We start from the raw sequence: 16,282 nt of genomic DNA on the forward strand, positions 1-16,282 counted from the left end.
AGCTTATATCCAAGAGGTCCTTCCAGATATTCAGTCACAACTTCTTCCCTAAATTCCTCACTATACGTTGCCATAAAAAATCACCCCAAAAGTTATTTTTTACTCTAACTTTTGGGGTGCAGGTCCATATACGGAGACTCCTGTGGGAGGAAAGGCATCGGTGAGACCCCGCAAGAGCGTTAGCTCTGAGGAGGCTCACCAGCCGCCCACGGAAAGCGCAGTATATTTCCGGGGCGGGTCTGATGCTCTAGTTTAATGTTCGGTTTTTCCTATGTTAGAAATAGTTTTGTCTCAGCCTCTTATTTATTATTGAAATTTTCAAAGATACATAGGACTTCTTGACTATATTTTTAAAAATTTGAAACTTTTTCCATTCGATAAACGTCTATATATAAGAGAGTAGGAGAATCCTCACAATTTAATTCTAACCCTCGCAATGATAAAACTATATCAATATAAATTCCATATAAATAAAGAAAACGGGCACATACATATATAGCCTTAGTATAGGGAGGAGAAAATGAGAAAGTTACTGTTTTTTTTATTACTAATCCTCATCATAACTGGCTGTTCAACACAAACACTCGAAGGGGCTTTAAGTAACAGTGGTTACGGAGAACATGATATACCAGAAATTTTATATCAAAATGATGAGGTCGGTGTAGTAATTTTTCTTACTAAAGATTCAGGCGGAGATTATGTTATTTGTAGAAGTACTTTTGAAAAGAATCGATTTGGCCGGTATGTAATTAATACAAATGATGATTTCTCCATGGCAGTGGATATTGGTAGAAAGACTGAATTTATCCACTTTGATACATTAGGTGAAGAAGCGAATAATTCACTAAATATTATTTGGGGCGGTGTTTTTAATTATCCGGGTGCAAAACAAGTAGATTATGAAATTCGTAATGAGGACGGAACATTAATGAAAAATAAAGTAGATATTAATAAAAGGCATATTTTTGTAGATGTACTTTCTGAAGAAGTGGCGGATTCTCATTCGATAACATTTGATGTAATGGATCGGGACGGAAATGTGATGTTTAGTTATAATTAATAATACTAAACAATACTTAACTAGGAGTGACGAAAGTGCCGTTTCAAGTATTTATTGTACTTTTTATAGGTCTAGTGTTTATAGTATTCGGCTATCTTATTTTCTCTGGAAAAGCGCCTACTTTACTGGACTTTTTCCTAAAACAGGGTGTAACTTATGAAGATAAACGCTCTAATCGATTTTTTGGACTCATAATTATCATCATCGGAATTGCTATTATGTTATTACCACTTATTCTTGGTGTAGAAAATATGAATATATAAAAAGTCGTACCACAACTATTGTGGTACGACTTTTTTATTTCTCTTCTATTTTTGAAGTTTCATCCGGTGCTACTGCCGTTTCTGATACAGGTTTTCCAACCGGAACTCTTTTGATGAAAAAGGCCAAAATTAACGCAACAATTAATATAATCGCTGAGACTAAAAATGAAAAATTGATCCCATTTAACATGGCAATATTTCCAATTTGTGTCGGTACATCTACACTAGAATTTGGATCGATTAGGCTCATATCTACTGGTTCATTAGCCATTTCTTCTAATCGAAATTCCATTCGTTTATTCATCACTGTTACAAGTAGTGCTGAACCAATTGCGCCCGATACTTGGGACAACGTATTATTTACAGCTGTACCATGTGGATAATCTTTCATTGGCAATTGATTTAATCCATTGGTCATAACAGGCATATTTACTAGTGACATACCGAATGTACGAATAGAGAACATTAGCGCAACTAGTAAATAAGGTGTAGTTAATGATAACTTACTAAAGAAGAATGTAGCTACAATGACGATCGTTAAACCAATAATAGCTAATCCTCTTGCCCCATGTTTATCAAATAGTCGACCAGAGATTGGTGACATAATTCCCATGATAATTGCTCCTGGAAGCATAAGTAATCCTGCTTCTGTTGGAGAGAATGGACGAACAGTTTGTAAATAAATTGGGACTAAAATCATACCAGAAAATAATGCAAGTGATATCGTAACCGAGATTGCAGAAGAAAGAGCAAACATCGGATATTTAAACACTCTAAATTCCAATAATGGTTCTTCAAGTTTAAATTGGCGAAGAATTAACCAAACAAGTCCAATGACACCAGCGATAATTGTTCCATAAACAAGTGGATCATTCCAACCTAAATCACCAGCTGAACTGAAACCATATAGTAATCCACCAAAACCAATACTTGATAAAATAATAGATAACACATCTAATTTAATCTTATTCTGTGGTGTAAAGTTCTTCAGACGGAAGATTGCATAAACAAGTGAGAAGATGGAGAAAGGTAAAACGATATTGAATAGCATTCTCCAGCTAAAGTGTTCAACAATTACTCCAGATAATGTTGGTCCAAGTGCAGGAGCTACAATCATGACTAAGCCAAAGAATCCCATCACTTGCCCACGTTTTTCAATTGGGAATGCAACAAGCATAACATTCATGAGTAGGGGCATCATGATAGCCGATCCGGATGCTTGAATCATTCTTGCAGTTAGTAATATACCAAATGTTGGTGAAATACTAGCAAGTAACGTACCAATTGTAAATAACGACATCGCAGCAATGAAAATGCTTCGATTCGTAAATCGTTGAATAAAAAAAGCGCTTGCTGGAATTAATATCCCGTTAACAAGCATGTATCCTGTTGCTAACCATTGTACTACGGCAGGTTTCACTTGAAACTCTTCCATAATAGAAGGTAATGCAACATTTAAAAATGTTTCATTTAAAATAGCTACAAACGCCCCAATAAAAAGAATTGCAATTATACCATAAGGGGGTTTTTGTTCTTGTGTTTTAATTTCTGTCATTCACTTCAACCTACCTTCCGTTTCACATAGCACTTATGTATTTTATACCGACAGTACAATTTTGGCAATAGGGAAATTTATATATAACTGGTTTCATTTGAAATAATAAGGTTTATACGTTTAAATAAGATTATACTAATGTTCCAATAAGGTGATGAAAAATGAAAATAAATGAACGGAAGATGAGGATTATAGATACCGCTCATCAATTATTTATAAAAAAAGGATTCCATACAACATCTATTCAAGACATTATTGAGGAAGCCAAAATTTCTAAAGGGACTTTCTATAATTACTTTGTCTCGAAGAACGAATGTTTATTAGCTATACTGGAAAAGGTTCAGGCTGAAGGTGATCAAAAACGGATGGAGCTTGAACACGGAAAAAATCGTAATGATGAGGAAATTTTTATTCAACAAATTGCGGTTCGTTCGAATATGAATCGGAAATATAGTATGCTGGCATTATTTGATGCCATTGCTCATTTGGACGACCCTGGAATTAAAAAGTTCCTAAGGAAACAGTATCAGACAGAAGTTAACTGGACAGCGAAAAGAATTAGTGAGATTTATACTCCAGGAACAATTGATTATTCTATTGACCAAGCAGTGATGTTAGTAGGAATGATTCATCATTTTATGCATACATGGAAAATGGGAACTGAACAGGATGTTGAAGCAGAGACTGTTATTCGTTTCCTATTAAAAAGGTTGAGACCTATGATTAATAATCAACTCGAAACAGGTGAACGGTTCTTTTCTCCTGGTTGGCTTGGTAATGAAATGGATACGAATAAACCAATGGAAATTCGTGATCAAATAATACAAAAAATAGAAGAATTGTCCCCCTTTGCTAATGCAAAACAAAAGAAATACCTACTATTCTTAAAAGAAGAACTGGTAACTGATGAGCCGAGAGAGTTCTTAATCGAAAGTGTTATACTATCATTGCATCACTTATTTGAGAAAACGAAGTCATGGCATGAAGTTAGACAAATCATTCAATTAACGAAAAAGTTTCTCGATAAAAAGGAGGATAAAATTGGGATATAAACAAGCATTAGCGAATTATATTGAAGCAACAAATACTCATGATTTTCGTAATGTGCGTAAAGTATTAGATGAACAAGCGGTATATTGGTTTTCCAATCGAACGTGTGAAACACTTGAGGATATTGGTAATTATTTTGAAAACGCATGGAATACGATTAAGGAAGAAGTGTATTCTGCAGTAGACGTCAATTGGATTGTTGTAGAAGATAAAACAGCAACGTGTTTGTATACGTATCATTATGAAGGTTATTATAATGGTGAATTTATTAGCGGGGAAGGTAGAGCAACAAATGTTTTTGTTAAAAAATCAAGCGGAGAATGGAAATTAATACATGAGCATTTGAGTCCAATGCCTAATTAATAGAGGAACTATTGATAAAAGAAGGAGTAACATTTCTTGTAAATGTTATTCTTTTTTTGTTGATGGCTTAGTTGCATACATTGAGCGCCCTAATCTCGTTACGGCTCAATGATAATTTATGATTCCTGTTTCTTTCGTTATTCAATGGTACATAGTACTCATCCTATCTTTCTCCCCATTTTTATTACTTCTACTAATTGATCATTTCGCTAAATTCCATCTAATAATATTTTTACAAAATCTTCTCTAATTAAAGGATTTTCGACAACAAAACTAGAATAATAGAATAGGATCAATTTTGGAGGATTGATAACATGATTCGTCTATTACAACCTAGTGATGCTGAGCAATACTATGCTCTTCGTTTAGAAGCCTTACAAGAAAATCCAGAAGCATTTGCCACAAGTTATGAGGAAGTTATTCGAAATAAAGATGCAATAAAACAATATGAAAAAAGCTTTGCCCAAAAGAATTTTTATACTTTTGGGGCATTTGAAGATGAAAAGCTTATTGGAATGATAACATTACTTCCAGAATCTAAGGAAAAGCTAAAACATAAGGCAAATATTTTTGCAATGTATGTGACCCCATCTTTTCGTGAAAAAGGAATAGGGTATGGGCTGTTAGATGCCGCTATAAAAAAAGCCCGGGAACTAGATAGGATTATTTCTATAAATTTAACGGTTGTATCCATTAATCATGGTGCTAAAGCACTCTATAACAAGTTTGGTTTTCAAACATTCGGGTTAGAGGAGAGGGCATTAAAAATTAATAATGTATACTTTGATGAAGAATATATGACATTAAGTTTAGACAAAGAATAGAGGGAAGTAATTGAATTGGACAACTAGAAGGATGACGGATACATATGCAATAGAAATTCTTAGTTGGAAATATGAAAAACCGTATGATTTATATAATAATGTATTATCAGGTGAAGCAATTTTGGAATTAACTAGCCCTTCCTATCATGCAATTGTCTCGGACGAAAAAGTAATTGGTTTCTTTTGCACTGGTAAAGATGCTCAAGTACCTGCCGGTAACCAAGTTGGCGCATATGAAAATGACTGTATTGATATTGGTTTAGGGATGAGACCTGATTTAACAGGCAAAGGGTTAGGTGCTGAGTTTTTCAAGTATATATTAAAACAAGTAATGGAAAAGAATAGTGGCTGTTTGCGATTGACCGTTGCTGATTTTAACAAGCGGGCAATCCGTTTATATGAAAAGTTCAACTTCGAAAAAACATGTGAATTCCTACGAAACGACCAAAAGTTTATAGTAATGGTAAAGGAAGATTAAACAATGAAGGTTGGTCCAATCAATCATTTATTATTTTCTGTTTCTGATTTAGAAAAATCTATTAAGTTTTACGAACAAGTATTTAATGCAAAGCTACTAGTAAAAGGTAGAACTACTGCATATTTTGATTTAAATGGACTATGGCTTGCGTTAAATGAAGAAAAAAATATACCAAGGAATGAAATCTCTCAATCCTATACGCATATTGCTTTTTCAATTGATAATGAGGATTTCGATAGTTGTTATGAAAAATTAAAAAGTCTAAATGTAAAAATACTACAAAGTCGTAAACGAGATAGCCGAGATAAGAAGTCTATCTATTTCACTGATCCAGATGGACACAAATTTGAGTTTCATACAGGTACATTGAAGGATAGAATGGATTACTATAAGGAAACAAAGCCACACATGAAGTTTTTTGATTAGTGACTGTTAGGAAGCTAATTAGTATATTTATTGAAAGGATGTCCTAGATGAGCAAAACAGAAGTAACATCAAAAATGAACATAAAAAGATCAGCAAAAGAAGTGTTTGAAGCGATTGTAGATCCAAATAAAATCGGGAATTTTTGGTTCACCTCTAGTTCAGAACGTTGGGAACAGGGAAAACAAATTACATTAACATATGCGGAATATGAGGCAGTAGGAACAATTAATGTTCAGGAAATCAAGCAAGATGAGAAAATTGTTTATACGTGGGGACAAGAACAGGGAGAAGTAACAGTTGTTACCATTACCTTTCAAAAATTAGAAGATAATAGTACGACCATTGAAGTAACGGAGTCTGGCTGGAAAGCTGAAGACAAAGAATTATTTAATAAAATGTTGGGCCAAAAAGAAGGTTGGGTGTATACGCTATCTTGTTTAAAAGCCTATTTAGAGCATGGAGTTAGTGATTTAAGGGCCTCATTGGTTCATTGATAAAACGGAAGGAATTTCCTTTAATAGGTGAATTCCTTCATTGTTTATACATGCTTATGTAACTGCCATTTCAACATCTGTTTTTCTACTCCAACTACAGTCATTCCTAATTTCTTTAACACCTTTATAGATGCAATGTTATCTTCGAGGCATTCAGCAATAACCATATCTACATCATCATGAGTAAAGGCCCAGTCTACTATTGCCTGTGCTACTTCAGTAGCAAACCCATTATTTTGTGCAACAGGGACGACCGCATATCCAATCTCTACTGTGTTATTTAAAGTTGGCTTTCCTTTAAATCCGATATCACCAATAATTTGGTCTGATTTTTTCTCGATAATTAACCACGGTCCCCAACCTAATAGACTAGAATCAATAAGAAGATCTTGTAAGTGCATTTTTATATGAGGTCTTAATTCATATGTGACAGATGTCATTAATTCTTCGGTGCACGGTAATAACTTTAATCTCTCCGTATTAATTTCCATTAAACTCTTCCTTTTTTCAGTATTAGCTTTCCGTATCTACTATTTTATTTTACAATGTAATTGGAGTTAAAACATTATTATTTTTCAGAAAAAAAATAACAGTTGGATTGGGGGAATTAATATGAATAAAACATACCAACAATTTGAGAGTACGATTGATGAGATTACTAAAATAAGCGATACTGAGTATACATTATTATTAGAACCAATACAGGAAGGGAAATGGTCAATTCGAGAGATTATTGGACATTTATATTATTGGGATAAATATAATGTGGAAGTAATGGTTCCGAAGATGCAAGAGAACGCAAATTTGCCACCATTCCCAGACCATGATGAACATAATGCCGAGGGAATTGCTAAATTAGAAGGTAAAAGCTTAGAAACTATTATTGATCTATTTATTAAAACAAGAAAAAGACTCATCGACAGCATTTTAGAAGTAAAGCCTGAAACTAGATTTACGATAGGAAAGGGAAAAAGGCAATTTTCTGGTGAAAGCTTTATCAAAATCTTTCTGAAACATGATCAACACCATTTAAAGCAAATACATAATAAATTAGCATGAAATGAGTAAAACACAATAAAAAGGAACCCCATAACAAATAAGGGGTTCCTTAATATTATTTATTCAAATCCCAGCTGCTCAATTTGATTCATCAAATTCGTTATACTGTCAATCGTCTTAAATAACTCTGTATTTTTAATTTCTTCAATTGCTACTTCGCCATTTTCTTGTATATGATCAATTGTCTGAATAAGTTTTTCATTTTTTTCTACTAAATTATGATGAACACTTTCAGCAATGGCAGGAACTTCAATCGTATTAAATTGCTCCGCCATCCCTTCGATGTCTGTTAACATATTTTCTAATTCTTGCTCATTTACATTTCCATCGAAAGAAGATTGAATTTCTTCCGCAAAGGTACTTAGTTCATTCAAATATTCAGTTGCTTCTGTTGCATAGTTAATTGTATTTTGAGTCTCTTCTAAAAATCCACATCCAGATAAAAATAGGATGGTAGATAGTAGAAAGATGCTAATTATTTTCTTCATGTAAGGTCTCCTTTGATGAATAGGTTACCATTAGGATAACATGTTTAGCAAAAGTTGTCGTCTTCCTATTATTTAACACTTTTCTGAAAATTGTTGACATGAAGGTTATAATACGATAACCTATATATAACCAAATGGTTATATAATTGAGGTGAGAGAAATGACAGATGTATATCGTGCATTAGGGGACCAAACAAGGCGAGAAATTTTACAGTTATTAAAAGAAGGTAACAAAACCCAAAAAGAAATAGTAGAGTCATTTGCAATCTCTCAGCCAGCAATTAAGAAGCATTTAACGGTTCTTTTAGAAGAGAAAATGATTACATCATATGTTCATGGTAGATTTAGGGTTTATTCCTTAAATACTGAATTACTGCACGAAGCTTACCAGGAAATGCTTCAATACATCGGAGATTTACTAGATGATCAACTCGTAAGTTTAAAAAAATATGTGGAAGAAGGAGACATTCGAGATGATTAAAGTGAAAGATTCCGTTAGTCGAGAAATTATTGTGAAAGCAGCGATTCAAAAGGTTTGGGATGCATTAACAAAAGAGGAACATTTAAATCGCTGGTATACGAAAGAGGCTAAAGTAGATTTTCGGATCGGTGGGAAGGGATTCCTAAACCATGGCTGGGGTGCAACATCGGAAGGTATTTATACGGAAATTGAACCTTTAAAACGTTTTGTGATGCAAAGCCAAGATGGAGATTTTCAGACGATTACAGAATTAGAAGAGGTTGATAATGGAATTCGTGTGCGTATAACATATCATGCACCATTTATTAATGAAATGGATGCAGTAGCTAAGGAGAACATGCTCTTTGGAACAGGACAATTTCTAGGCAATTTAAAGAGTGTATATGAGGCAAATCAAGATCAACGGAACAGGTTTTGGAGAGTGTGGATTGGTATTTCACATTCTTCTAATGAGGAAATTCCAGGTACAAAAGTACAAGCAGTGAAAGAAGGAACGTCAGCTGATAAAGCAGGATTACTTCCAGGAGATATAATTATAAAAATGGATCAAGATCGAGTAACTGGCTATCAGTCATTTGAGCAGCTATTAAATGCGAAAGATTCTAGTTCTACTGTTACATTAACCATCTTACGTGGCAAAGAGGAAGTTAGCATGGAATGTCCATTGGATGCATATCCTGTACCATATTAACAATAAAAAGAAGATGGGACAATAATAAATTTCTAATTTAAAAGCCGAATAATACGATACATTAGCTCCGGAAATATACGTAGACTCCTCGAAAAAGGAAAACGCTTTTTCTTCGTGCGATGTTTCGCTGACGAAGCGTTCCTTGTCCTGCGGGAGGAAAGGCATAGGTGAGACCCCACAGTGTGATAGCACGAGGAGGCTCACCAGCCGCCCGCGGAAAGCGAAGTATATTTCCGGAGCGGGTTAGTTGCACCCAAATCGTATAATCCGGTTTTTATGTAGAAGAACGTTCGCCTCAGCCCCAAAGAAAATTTATCGCTCATTATAAAAAGCAAGGTAGATCCCAAATATAAATACAATACCAATCAGAAAATAAGGTAAATAATTAGTTTCCTCGCTGCCGAACCCAGCTGTAAAAAACATCGCATCACTTAAATTTAGTAGAACAATAACTAAGGCCAATGTTAATAAAGAAAAACCGGCTAATAGGATTCCTAATTTTCTCAAACTACTCATCCCCCTTTTCTTCTGCAAACTTTTTTAGTTCCCTTGCTCGATTGCGAATAAATGTTGCCATGTATTTTTCTAAGAACCATTTATCAGCTAGTACACCAATGAAACCGAAAGGAGAGCGATAATCAAAAATATCGACCATCTTTGTTCCTCCATCTATTTCAAAGAATTGGTGTGTATGTCGAAAGGAGTGGAATGCACCACGAACCATAATATCAACAAATTCGTTCGGTTTATCCATCGAAATAATCTTAGCTGTTAACCTTTGTCGTATTCCAAAATGAGTAGCTTCCCAAGTGACCATATCGCCTTCTTCTAATAAACCTTCTGTCACTCCTCCGATTGCTATTTCCTTTGATTTTCCAGTTGTTTTTATATGGATATCTACACTTCTAGCAAGATCAAAGACTACTTCCACAGGTGCAGAGATAAATTCTTCATGTTTTACGATTGGCATTTTATTCTCCTTTACCTCATCAAGTAACGCTAATTCCATATTATCATAAATTTCAAAAAATTGTCACAAAAACAACTCCTATTTCGTTTAATTTATAAATAGAAGATAGGGGTTGAAATTGTGTCTACGTTAACATGTATCATAATCGGTGGGGGCTATGCTGGAATTCATGCTATCCGGTCGATTCAAAGAAGGATGGGGCAAACAGTTAGGCTTCGTATAATATTAGTCGATCCAAGTCCATATCATGTACAGAAAGTTCTCCTTTTTAAACCAGCAGCTATAAAAAATTCAACCATTAAAATACCATGGAAAAAAATATTCCCTACTAATCTGAAAGTAATCCAAGGTGCAGTGACATCAATTAATCATGTTGATAAAGTTATTCATTTGAAAGAAACATCAGATGAAGATAACACACTAGCATATGATATAGCAGTCGTAGCGGTTGGAAGTGTGTTTCAATCTGTCGACTCAAACAAAGGTGGAATACCTCTTATAAGTGCTGAACATGGAAATAAAATATATATTCCTTACAACAAGGAAATGTTGACCAATTACTCCCATTATTATCTGATGAAATTACGATTTACTCAGACGGTGGAGGCAAGGTTCCAGCAGCCATTCGACCAATACATTCTCCCGAAATGGTCCTTCGTTTCCTAGCTGGCTTACTGAAGCGACTGCCTTTATTTGGTGAACATACGGAAATTGAAAATAGTCCATTAAACAATGAAGAAGCAATCATTGTTCGAGTAAACAGTCAAATAATACTGGCAGCATTGTTTGATATTAAAGCAAATAAAATAAATAAGATCTACTTTGTGCGAAATCCAGATAAATTAGAAAGATTGGAATAAATAAATAATAGAGGCATTCTTGCTATTTTGGCAAAAAATTCAAGTGGAAACCGAACAATCGAATAAAATAAATGAAATAAATTCGGAAAAAGGGGTTGATTTTCGAAAGGTATGCCATTATACTAAAAACAATTCAATACTATTTTCATATAATCGCGGGGATATGGCCTGCAAGTTTCTACCAGCTTACCGTAAATGAGCTGACTATGAAAAGTAACTGAATGACAACACGCCAATCTTTTTGGTGTATTTCATCATTCTATTTTTCAAGCATATTATGCTCGGAAATTTACTTCTTCATAGGGAGGAGTATATTTTCGAGCTTTTTTTGTATTTGAAATTACTTTCATAGCTTCTGGTAAACAATCAATCGGAAAGGAATATGAACATGAATCTATTAAAACAAGCAATAACCGAAAAGGGTAAAGTACTATCAGATGAAGTGTTAAAGGTAGATGCTTTTCTCAATCATCAACTAGATCCAGAGCTAATGCAACAAATTGGAAAGGAATTTGCGGACCTGTACAAAGATGCGGGAATTACCAAAATCCTAACCATTGAATCATCGGGTATTGCACCAGCAATTATGGCAGGATTAGAGCTTGGGGTACCTGTAGTTTTTGCTAGAAAACGAAAATCTCTTACTCTAGTAGATTCTCTTTTGACAGCAAACATTCATTCCTTTACTAAAAATGAAACGAATGAAATATCTGTCTCCAATGATTACTTGCAGGAGAACGATACCGTCTTAATTATTGATGATTTTCTTGCGAATGGTCAGGCGGTTCGTGGTCTATTAAATATTGTTGAAAAAGCAAATGCGACGTTAGCCGGAGTTGGAATCGTCATTGAAAAAGGCTTCCAAGCTGGTGGGGATTTGTTAAGAGAACAAGGTGTTCGTGTCGAGTCATTAGCAATTATTGATTCAATGAGTGAGAACAAAATAACGTTTAGGGAGGAATTTTAATGAAGACAACAGCTTTAGGAATCCAACATGTGTTAGCAATGTATGCAGGAGCTATTCTCGTTCCATTAATTATTGGAGGATCATTAGGTTTAACGGCTGAACAATTAACGTATTTAGTAGCCATAGATATTTTTATGTGTGGTATTGCTACACTTTTACAAGTTGTGAGAAATAAATTCTTCGGTATCGGCCTCCCGGTTGTTCTTGGATGTACATTTACTGCAGTAGGTCCCATGATCGCCATTGGTAGTGAATTTGGCATTAGTACTATGTATGGAGCCATTATTGCTTCAGGAGTAATTATTGTAATTATTAGTGGATTCTTTGGAAAACTTGTGCGATTTTTCCCACCGATTGTTACGGGAACAGTAGTAGTAATCATTGGGGTGACGCTAATCCCAGTTGCAATTAATGACTTAGGTGGCGGTCAAGGAGCAGCTGATTTTGGTTCAATTTCTAATATTGCGTTAGGATTTGGTACGTTATTATTTATTATTTTGACATATCGTTTTTCAAAAGGATTTATGCGTTCAGTTTCCATTTTACTTGGCTTAATTGTTGGGACAATTGCTGCTGGATTAATGGGTAAAGTTGATTTCAGTGCGGTAGCAGAAGCTTCTTATTTCCGTTTACCGGAACTATTTTATTTTGGAACGCCTACTTTTGAATGGTCATCCATTCTTACTTTAACATTGGTTGCTATGGTTTCCTTAGTAGAGTCAACTGGAGTTTACTTTGCAGTTAGTGATATGACGAAGAAAAAGTTAACAGAAGCTGAACTATCAAGAGGATATCGAGCAGAAGGATTAGCTATTTTCTTAGGTGGAATTTTTAATGCTCTTCAATATACGGCATATTCTCAAAATGTAGGACTATTACAATTATCTGGTGTTAAAACTCGAAAAGTTATCCTTGTTGCTGGAGCGATGTTAGTTGGATTAGGTTTAGTTCCGAAAATTGCAGCCTTCACAACGATCATTCCCAAATCTGTTTTAGGTGGAGCAAGTATTGCTATGTTTGGAATGGTAATTGCTCAAGGAATTAAAATGTTAAGTAAAGAAATTTCCATTTCTACTGGAAATTCCATGATTGTTGCTTGTTCTGTTGGTATGGGGCTTGGTGTTACGGTAGTACCAGAATTATTTGCTCAATTACCAAGTGGAGTACAAATCTTAACAAGTAATGGAATTGTTGCAGGTAGTATCACTGCAATTGTACTGAATATTGTATTTAATATGTTGCCTACTAAACAACCTGTACCTGTGTTACAGGAAAAAGAAGCATAAAGGAAGTATTGAAGTGGAAGGACACAAGCCGAGTTGGTTTGTGTCTTTTTGTTGTATTTGTAAGGAGTGATACATTTGGATTTGAGTTTATTTGGGGTGGAAGGGTGCATGATCCAGGGGGAAGGTCACAAATGCGAGAAGATAGGGCACATAGTTCAGTGGGAAGGTCACATATGCGAGAAGGAAGGGCACATAGTTCAGAGGGAAGGTCACATATGCGAGAGGAGCGGGCGCATATTTCTTTGGGAAGGTCACATATGTGAGAGGATAGGGCGCATACTCCAGAGGGAAGGTCACATATGTGAGAGGATAGGGCACATAGTTCAGAGGGAAGGTCACATATGTGAGAGGAACGGGCGCATAGTTCCTTGGGAAGGTCACAAATGTGAGAGGAACGGGCGCATAGTTCAGAGGGAAGGTCACATAAGTGAGAGGATAGGGCGCATACTCCAGAGGGAAGGTCACATAAGTGAGAAGATAGGGCGCATACTCCCGTGGGAAGGTCACATACGCGAGAAGGAAGGGCGCATACACCAGAGGGAAGGTCACAAACGTAAGAAGGAAGGGCGCATACACCAGAGGGAAGGTCACATACGCGAGAAGGAAGGGCGCATACACCAGAGGGAAGGTCACATACGTAAGAAGGAAGGGCGCATACACCAGAGGGAAGGTCACATACGCGAGAAAGAAGGGCGCATACTCCCGTGGGTAGGCCACAAATTCGAGAAGAAAGTTCACACCCCCCACGAGATCGAGCACATACTCAAGATGGACAGTCATAAATGTGAACAAAAAAATACCCAAGGCAAATTAAAGCCTTGAGTATCTTAAAAATTTACTATTAATTATTAGCTACAAACTTATTATAAGCCCCATGCATAACAGGACCGACGTAATCATTTAATTGCCATCCATATTCAATAGCAGCGGAAACAAACTTTTTCGCATTTGTTACTGCATCTAATACAGATTGTCCATTGGCAAGGTTTGCTGTTATTGCAGCAGCAAAGGTACAGCCTGCACCATGGTTATAGGTGGTATCAATTTTTTCACTTTCTAGAAGTGAGAAATCTTTACCATCATAGAATAAGTCTACTGCTTTGTCATGTTCGATGGCACGTCCACCTTTTATTACCACATGTTTTGCACCAAGTTCATGAATTTTTACTGCAGCTTCTTTCATTCCATCAATCGTTTTAATTGGACCAGAAGTGCCTGCAAGTTGCCAAGCTTCAAATAAATTTGGTGTAGTTACAAGTGAAACAGGTAGTAATACTGCACGCATTGCATCGGTATTTTCAGGTAAAAGAAGTTCATCTTCTCCTTTACATACCATTACTGGATCAAGTACATATTTATCAATATGATGTTCGTGGATTTTCTTAGCTCCAAGTTCAATTACATCAACGGTGCCAAGCATTCCCGATTTCATCGCATCAATACCAACAGATAATGTTGTTTCTAATTGTTTCTCAACAACGCTCACATCAATTGTTGTTACATCATGATTCCATCCATCAGGTTTCATTGTCACAATAGATGTTAAGGCATTCATACCATAGACACCATGTTCTTGGAACGTCTTCAAGTCAGCTTGAATTCCCGCTCCGCCACTAGTATCTGAACCTGCTAGGGTTAATGCTTTTTTTAATGCCATGGTGTTACCCCCTCAAATTAAGTCATACTACTTTACTAGGATATAACATTTTTTTCTATAGATAAAGAGGTGTGACTCAAAAATTCACATAAATTCCTTTATCAAAAGTATAAGTCCCTGTACAATAGTAATAATAGTAAATACTTCAACTAAGATGAGCCTCCATGATATAAATGGGGGCTTTCTATGTTTATAGGAGGTTATATGAGTGGCAACGATTGATGATTTTATGAAGCTCGATTTGCGGATAGGGACTATTGTTAAGGCGGAAAATTTTCCTGAAGCACGAAAACCTGCCATAAAACTAGAAATTGATTTTGGTGAACTAGGAATGAAACAATCTTCTGCACAGATTACCAAACGATATGAAGCCGAACAACTTATCGGCAGGCAAGTGGTGGCGGTAGTTAACTTTCCACCGCGAAGGATTGCAGGATTTAAATCTGAAGTTTTAGTGCTTGGTGGGGTACCAGGGGAGGATGATGTTGTTTTATTACGTCCAGACGAAGAAGTAGAGAATGGTACGAAAATCTCGTAATAGCTCGGTTTACAAAAAAGGAGAATCATTCATGGCAAGGAACTCTGAAAGATTTATTACAGCATTTAATCGAATTGATAAGGCAATGGATGCCGAGTTAGAAAACAGTAAAGGATTTGGTTTTGCAAAATCGGTTAGGATATTAACAAAATATAATGCAATTGTTCGTAAGTATAAAGATGATTTATTAGAATTTGCGGAGTTAAGAAATGCAATTGTACATAATCGAATGGATACTGAACTAGTTATTGCAGAACCACATGATTCGATCGTCGAAAAGATTGAACAAATTGAAGTGGAAATGACTAAGCCAAAATTTGTTACCCCCCAATTTGAGAAGAAAGTTAAAACTTTTGATATGAAAGATACGTTTACTCAATTGTTAGATGCAATACAAGAAAAAGGATTTTCTAAATTTCCTGTGTACAATGGGAGAGAATTTAAGGGGTTAATGACGGAAAACGGCATTACAAAATGGCTTGCTAAAAATAAAAATAAAAATAAACATGTAGAAGATGTATTAATTGAAGAGATTTTAACGTATCAGAAAGAAAATAACTATCAATTCATTAGTGCAGATACTTCTGTTTATGAAGCGGTTGAAGTATTTAAGGAACAAATCGGTAAAGGAAACAGGATTGATGCATTATTGATTTCTAAAAATGGACAGATAGATGAAACATTAATAGGTATAATTACTGCTTGGGACATTATGGGGATTGAATGAAAAAAATGAAGTTCAAACACAAATAAATGGTTTGAACTTCATTTT

Annotated in this window: 24 protein-coding genes and 1 riboswitch; of the genes, 17 read left to right on the plus strand and 7 right to left on the minus strand. The window is 35.4% G+C overall.

All coding sequences use genetic code 11. The features are described from left to right. Positions 1-520 precede the first annotated feature (520 nt). Both IEV35_RS15110 and IEV35_RS15115 read left to right on the plus strand, forming a co-directional pair. Positions 521-1,060, plus strand: coding sequence for a hypothetical protein (locus tag IEV35_RS15110; RefSeq protein WP_188385506.1), 540 nt, complete (start codon positions 521-523; stop codon positions 1,058-1,060). A gap of 35 nt (positions 1,061-1,095) precedes the next feature. Next, positions 1,096-1,323, plus strand: a complete 228-nt coding sequence (locus tag IEV35_RS15115; RefSeq protein WP_188385507.1) for a hypothetical protein — start codon at positions 1,096-1,098, stop codon at positions 1,321-1,323. 34 nt (positions 1,324-1,357) lie between these two features. Here the strand turns inward: IEV35_RS15115 and IEV35_RS15120 are convergent, their stop codons facing one another. Beyond that, positions 1,358-2,878: a DHA2 family efflux MFS transporter permease subunit gene (locus IEV35_RS15120; protein WP_188385508.1), complete on the minus strand. Its 1,521-nt coding sequence runs from the start codon at positions 2,876-2,878 to the stop codon at positions 1,358-1,360. A gap of 161 nt (positions 2,879-3,039) precedes the next feature. On the opposite strand from IEV35_RS15120, the gene IEV35_RS15125 reads away from it, so the two are divergent. The 6 genes from IEV35_RS15125 to IEV35_RS15150 all read left to right on the plus strand — a co-directional run bounded on the left by IEV35_RS15125 (position 3,040) and on the right by IEV35_RS15150 (position 6,513). Then, the gene (locus tag IEV35_RS15125) at positions 3,040-3,930 is read left to right on the plus strand and encodes a TetR/AcrR family transcriptional regulator (RefSeq protein ID WP_188385509.1); all 891 of its coding nucleotides are present in this window, start codon (positions 3,040-3,042) and stop codon (positions 3,928-3,930) included. Continuing rightward, a complete protein-coding gene (locus IEV35_RS15130; RefSeq protein WP_188385510.1) occupies positions 3,920-4,291 on the plus strand; it encodes a YybH family protein in 372 nt (123 codons plus the stop codon). Before IEV35_RS15125 ends, IEV35_RS15130 begins: the two co-directional genes overlap by 11 nt. Before the next feature lie 314 nt (positions 4,292-4,605). Further along, positions 4,606-5,115 (plus strand): GNAT family N-acetyltransferase, encoded by a 510-nt coding sequence (locus IEV35_RS15135; protein WP_188385511.1) that lies wholly within the window; start codon positions 4,606-4,608, stop codon positions 5,113-5,115. Between the two features lie 31 nt (positions 5,116-5,146). Next, complete coding sequence (locus tag IEV35_RS15140; protein ID WP_188385588.1) at positions 5,147-5,593, plus strand: GNAT family N-acetyltransferase; 447 nt, start codon at positions 5,147-5,149, stop codon at positions 5,591-5,593. A 3-nt stretch (positions 5,594-5,596) separates the two neighbouring features. After that, entirely contained in the window at positions 5,597-6,019 is a 423-nt protein-coding gene (fosM, locus tag IEV35_RS15145; RefSeq protein ID WP_188385512.1) for a FosM family fosfomycin resistance protein, read from the plus strand. Between the two features lie 47 nt (positions 6,020-6,066). Further along, on the plus strand, positions 6,067-6,513 hold the full coding sequence (locus IEV35_RS15150) for an SRPBCC family protein (RefSeq protein ID WP_188385513.1): 447 nt from the start codon (positions 6,067-6,069) through the stop codon (positions 6,511-6,513). A gap of 44 nt (positions 6,514-6,557) precedes the next feature. Here the strand turns inward: IEV35_RS15150 and IEV35_RS15155 are convergent, their stop codons facing one another. Beyond that, positions 6,558-7,004: a GNAT family N-acetyltransferase gene (locus tag IEV35_RS15155; protein WP_188385514.1), complete on the minus strand. Its 447-nt coding sequence runs from the start codon at positions 7,002-7,004 to the stop codon at positions 6,558-6,560. A 121-nt stretch (positions 7,005-7,125) separates the two neighbouring features. Here IEV35_RS15155 and IEV35_RS15160 point away from each other — a divergent pair, with 121 nt between their 5' ends. Next, on the plus strand, positions 7,126-7,572 hold the full coding sequence (locus IEV35_RS15160) for a DinB family protein (protein ID WP_188385515.1): 447 nt from the start codon (positions 7,126-7,128) through the stop codon (positions 7,570-7,572). A 59-nt stretch (positions 7,573-7,631) separates the two neighbouring features. Here the strand turns inward: IEV35_RS15160 and IEV35_RS15165 are convergent, their stop codons facing one another. Further along, positions 7,632-8,060: a DUF6376 family protein gene (locus IEV35_RS15165; protein ID WP_188385516.1), complete on the minus strand. Its 429-nt coding sequence runs from the start codon at positions 8,058-8,060 to the stop codon at positions 7,632-7,634. A gap of 160 nt (positions 8,061-8,220) precedes the next feature. Here IEV35_RS15165 and IEV35_RS15170 point away from each other — a divergent pair, with 160 nt between their 5' ends. Both IEV35_RS15170 and IEV35_RS15175 read left to right on the plus strand, forming a co-directional pair. Further along, positions 8,221-8,541 carry a metalloregulator ArsR/SmtB family transcription factor gene (locus IEV35_RS15170; protein ID WP_188385517.1) on the plus strand — a complete coding sequence of 107 codons (321 nt, stop codon included), beginning with the start codon at positions 8,221-8,223 and terminating at the stop codon, positions 8,539-8,541. Further along, entirely contained in the window at positions 8,534-9,232 is a 699-nt protein-coding gene (locus IEV35_RS15175; RefSeq protein WP_188385518.1) for an SRPBCC domain-containing protein, read from the plus strand. Before IEV35_RS15170 ends, IEV35_RS15175 begins: the two co-directional genes overlap by 8 nt. Positions 9,233-9,544: 312 nt before the next feature. Here the strand turns inward: IEV35_RS15175 and IEV35_RS15180 are convergent, their stop codons facing one another. Next, on the minus strand, positions 9,545-9,739 hold the full coding sequence (locus tag IEV35_RS15180) for a hypothetical protein (RefSeq protein ID WP_188385519.1): 195 nt from the start codon (positions 9,737-9,739) through the stop codon (positions 9,545-9,547). Between the two features lies 1 nt (position 9,740). Continuing rightward, positions 9,741-10,202 carry an SRPBCC family protein gene (locus IEV35_RS15185; protein WP_188385520.1) on the minus strand — a complete coding sequence of 154 codons (462 nt, stop codon included), beginning with the start codon at positions 10,200-10,202 and terminating at the stop codon, positions 9,741-9,743. A 120-nt stretch (positions 10,203-10,322) separates the two neighbouring features. On the opposite strand from IEV35_RS15185, the gene IEV35_RS15190 reads away from it, so the two are divergent. The 4 genes from IEV35_RS15190 to IEV35_RS15205 all read left to right on the plus strand — a co-directional run bounded on the left by IEV35_RS15190 (position 10,323) and on the right by IEV35_RS15205 (position 13,315). Then, complete coding sequence (locus IEV35_RS15190) at positions 10,323-10,868, plus strand: FAD-dependent oxidoreductase (RefSeq protein WP_188385521.1); 546 nt, start codon at positions 10,323-10,325, stop codon at positions 10,866-10,868. Then, the gene (locus IEV35_RS15195) at positions 10,850-11,062 is read left to right on the plus strand and encodes a sigma-70 family RNA polymerase sigma factor family protein (protein WP_188385522.1); all 213 of its coding nucleotides are present in this window, start codon (positions 10,850-10,852) and stop codon (positions 11,060-11,062) included. Before IEV35_RS15190 ends, IEV35_RS15195 begins: the two co-directional genes overlap by 19 nt. 125 nt (positions 11,063-11,187) lie before the next feature. Further along, positions 11,188-11,289, plus strand: a riboswitch (purine riboswitch). A gap of 161 nt (positions 11,290-11,450) precedes the next feature. Then, entirely contained in the window at positions 11,451-12,029 is a 579-nt protein-coding gene (locus tag IEV35_RS15200) for a xanthine phosphoribosyltransferase (protein ID WP_188385523.1), read from the plus strand. Beyond that, a complete protein-coding gene (locus tag IEV35_RS15205) occupies positions 12,029-13,315 on the plus strand; it encodes a nucleobase:cation symporter-2 family protein (RefSeq protein ID WP_188385524.1) in 1,287 nt (428 codons plus the stop codon). The genes IEV35_RS15200 and IEV35_RS15205 overlap by 1 nt, the downstream gene beginning before the upstream one ends. A gap of 87 nt (positions 13,316-13,402) precedes the next feature. Here the strand turns inward: IEV35_RS15205 and IEV35_RS15210 are convergent, their stop codons facing one another. After that, complete coding sequence (locus tag IEV35_RS15210; protein WP_188385525.1) at positions 13,403-14,095, minus strand: hypothetical protein; 693 nt, start codon at positions 14,093-14,095, stop codon at positions 13,403-13,405. A 61-nt stretch (positions 14,096-14,156) separates the two neighbouring features. Continuing rightward, the gene (gene pdxK / locus IEV35_RS15215; RefSeq protein WP_188385526.1) at positions 14,157-14,972 is read right to left on the minus strand and encodes a pyridoxine/pyridoxal/pyridoxamine kinase; all 816 of its coding nucleotides are present in this window, start codon (positions 14,970-14,972) and stop codon (positions 14,157-14,159) included. 208 nt (positions 14,973-15,180) lie between these two features. On the opposite strand from pdxK, the gene csaA reads away from it, so the two are divergent. Both csaA and IEV35_RS15225 read left to right on the plus strand, forming a co-directional pair. Next, entirely contained in the window at positions 15,181-15,510 is a 330-nt protein-coding gene (csaA, locus tag IEV35_RS15220) for a chaperone CsaA (RefSeq protein ID WP_188385527.1), read from the plus strand. Between the two features lie 31 nt (positions 15,511-15,541). After that, the gene (locus IEV35_RS15225) at positions 15,542-16,237 is read left to right on the plus strand and encodes a CBS domain-containing protein (protein WP_188385528.1); all 696 of its coding nucleotides are present in this window, start codon (positions 15,542-15,544) and stop codon (positions 16,235-16,237) included. Positions 16,238-16,282: the final 45 nt, after the last annotated feature.

It is taken from the genome of Ornithinibacillus halotolerans (assembly GCF_014637405.1).
In the GTDB taxonomy this organism is placed as follows: domain Bacteria; phylum Bacillota; class Bacilli; order Bacillales; family Amphibacillaceae; genus Ornithinibacillus; species Ornithinibacillus halotolerans.

Bases quoted from the DNA above. Each gene is read 5' to 3' on its own strand.
- IEV35_RS15110 (WP_188385506.1), top strand. From the start codon at position 521: ATGAGAAAGTTACTGTTTTTTTTATTACTAATCCTCATCATAACTGGC.
- IEV35_RS15120 (WP_188385508.1), bottom strand. From the start codon at position 2,878: ATGACAGAAATTAAAACACAAGAACAAAAACCCCCTTATGGTATAATT.
- IEV35_RS15125 (WP_188385509.1), top strand. From the start codon at position 3,040: ATGAAAATAAATGAACGGAAGATGAGGATTATAGATACCGCTCATCAA.
- IEV35_RS15135 (WP_188385511.1), top strand. From the start codon at position 4,606: ATGATTCGTCTATTACAACCTAGTGATGCTGAGCAATACTATGCTCTT.
- IEV35_RS15140 (WP_188385588.1), top strand. From the start codon at position 5,147: ATGACGGATACATATGCAATAGAAATTCTTAGTTGGAAATATGAAAAA.
- fosM (WP_188385512.1), top strand. From the start codon at position 5,597: ATGAAGGTTGGTCCAATCAATCATTTATTATTTTCTGTTTCTGATTTA.
- IEV35_RS15150 (WP_188385513.1), top strand. From the start codon at position 6,067: ATGAGCAAAACAGAAGTAACATCAAAAATGAACATAAAAAGATCAGCA.
- IEV35_RS15155 (WP_188385514.1), bottom strand. From the start codon at position 7,004: ATGGAAATTAATACGGAGAGATTAAAGTTATTACCGTGCACCGAAGAA.
- IEV35_RS15160 (WP_188385515.1), top strand. From the start codon at position 7,126: ATGAATAAAACATACCAACAATTTGAGAGTACGATTGATGAGATTACT.
- IEV35_RS15165 (WP_188385516.1), bottom strand. From the start codon at position 8,060: ATGAAGAAAATAATTAGCATCTTTCTACTATCTACCATCCTATTTTTA.
- IEV35_RS15170 (WP_188385517.1), top strand. From the start codon at position 8,221: ATGACAGATGTATATCGTGCATTAGGGGACCAAACAAGGCGAGAAATT.
- IEV35_RS15175 (WP_188385518.1), top strand. From the start codon at position 8,534: ATGATTAAAGTGAAAGATTCCGTTAGTCGAGAAATTATTGTGAAAGCA.
- IEV35_RS15185 (WP_188385520.1), bottom strand. From the start codon at position 10,202: ATGCCAATCGTAAAACATGAAGAATTTATCTCTGCACCTGTGGAAGTA.
- IEV35_RS15195 (WP_188385522.1), top strand. From the start codon at position 10,850: ATGGTCCTTCGTTTCCTAGCTGGCTTACTGAAGCGACTGCCTTTATTT.
- IEV35_RS15200 (WP_188385523.1), top strand. From the start codon at position 11,451: ATGAATCTATTAAAACAAGCAATAACCGAAAAGGGTAAAGTACTATCA.
- IEV35_RS15205 (WP_188385524.1), top strand. From the start codon at position 12,029: ATGAAGACAACAGCTTTAGGAATCCAACATGTGTTAGCAATGTATGCA.
- IEV35_RS15210 (WP_188385525.1), bottom strand. From the start codon at position 14,095: ATGACTGTCCATCTTGAGTATGTGCTCGATCTCGTGGGGGGTGTGAAC.
- pdxK (WP_188385526.1), bottom strand. From the start codon at position 14,972: ATGGCATTAAAAAAAGCATTAACCCTAGCAGGTTCAGATACTAGTGGC.
- IEV35_RS15225 (WP_188385528.1), top strand. From the start codon at position 15,542: ATGGCAAGGAACTCTGAAAGATTTATTACAGCATTTAATCGAATTGAT.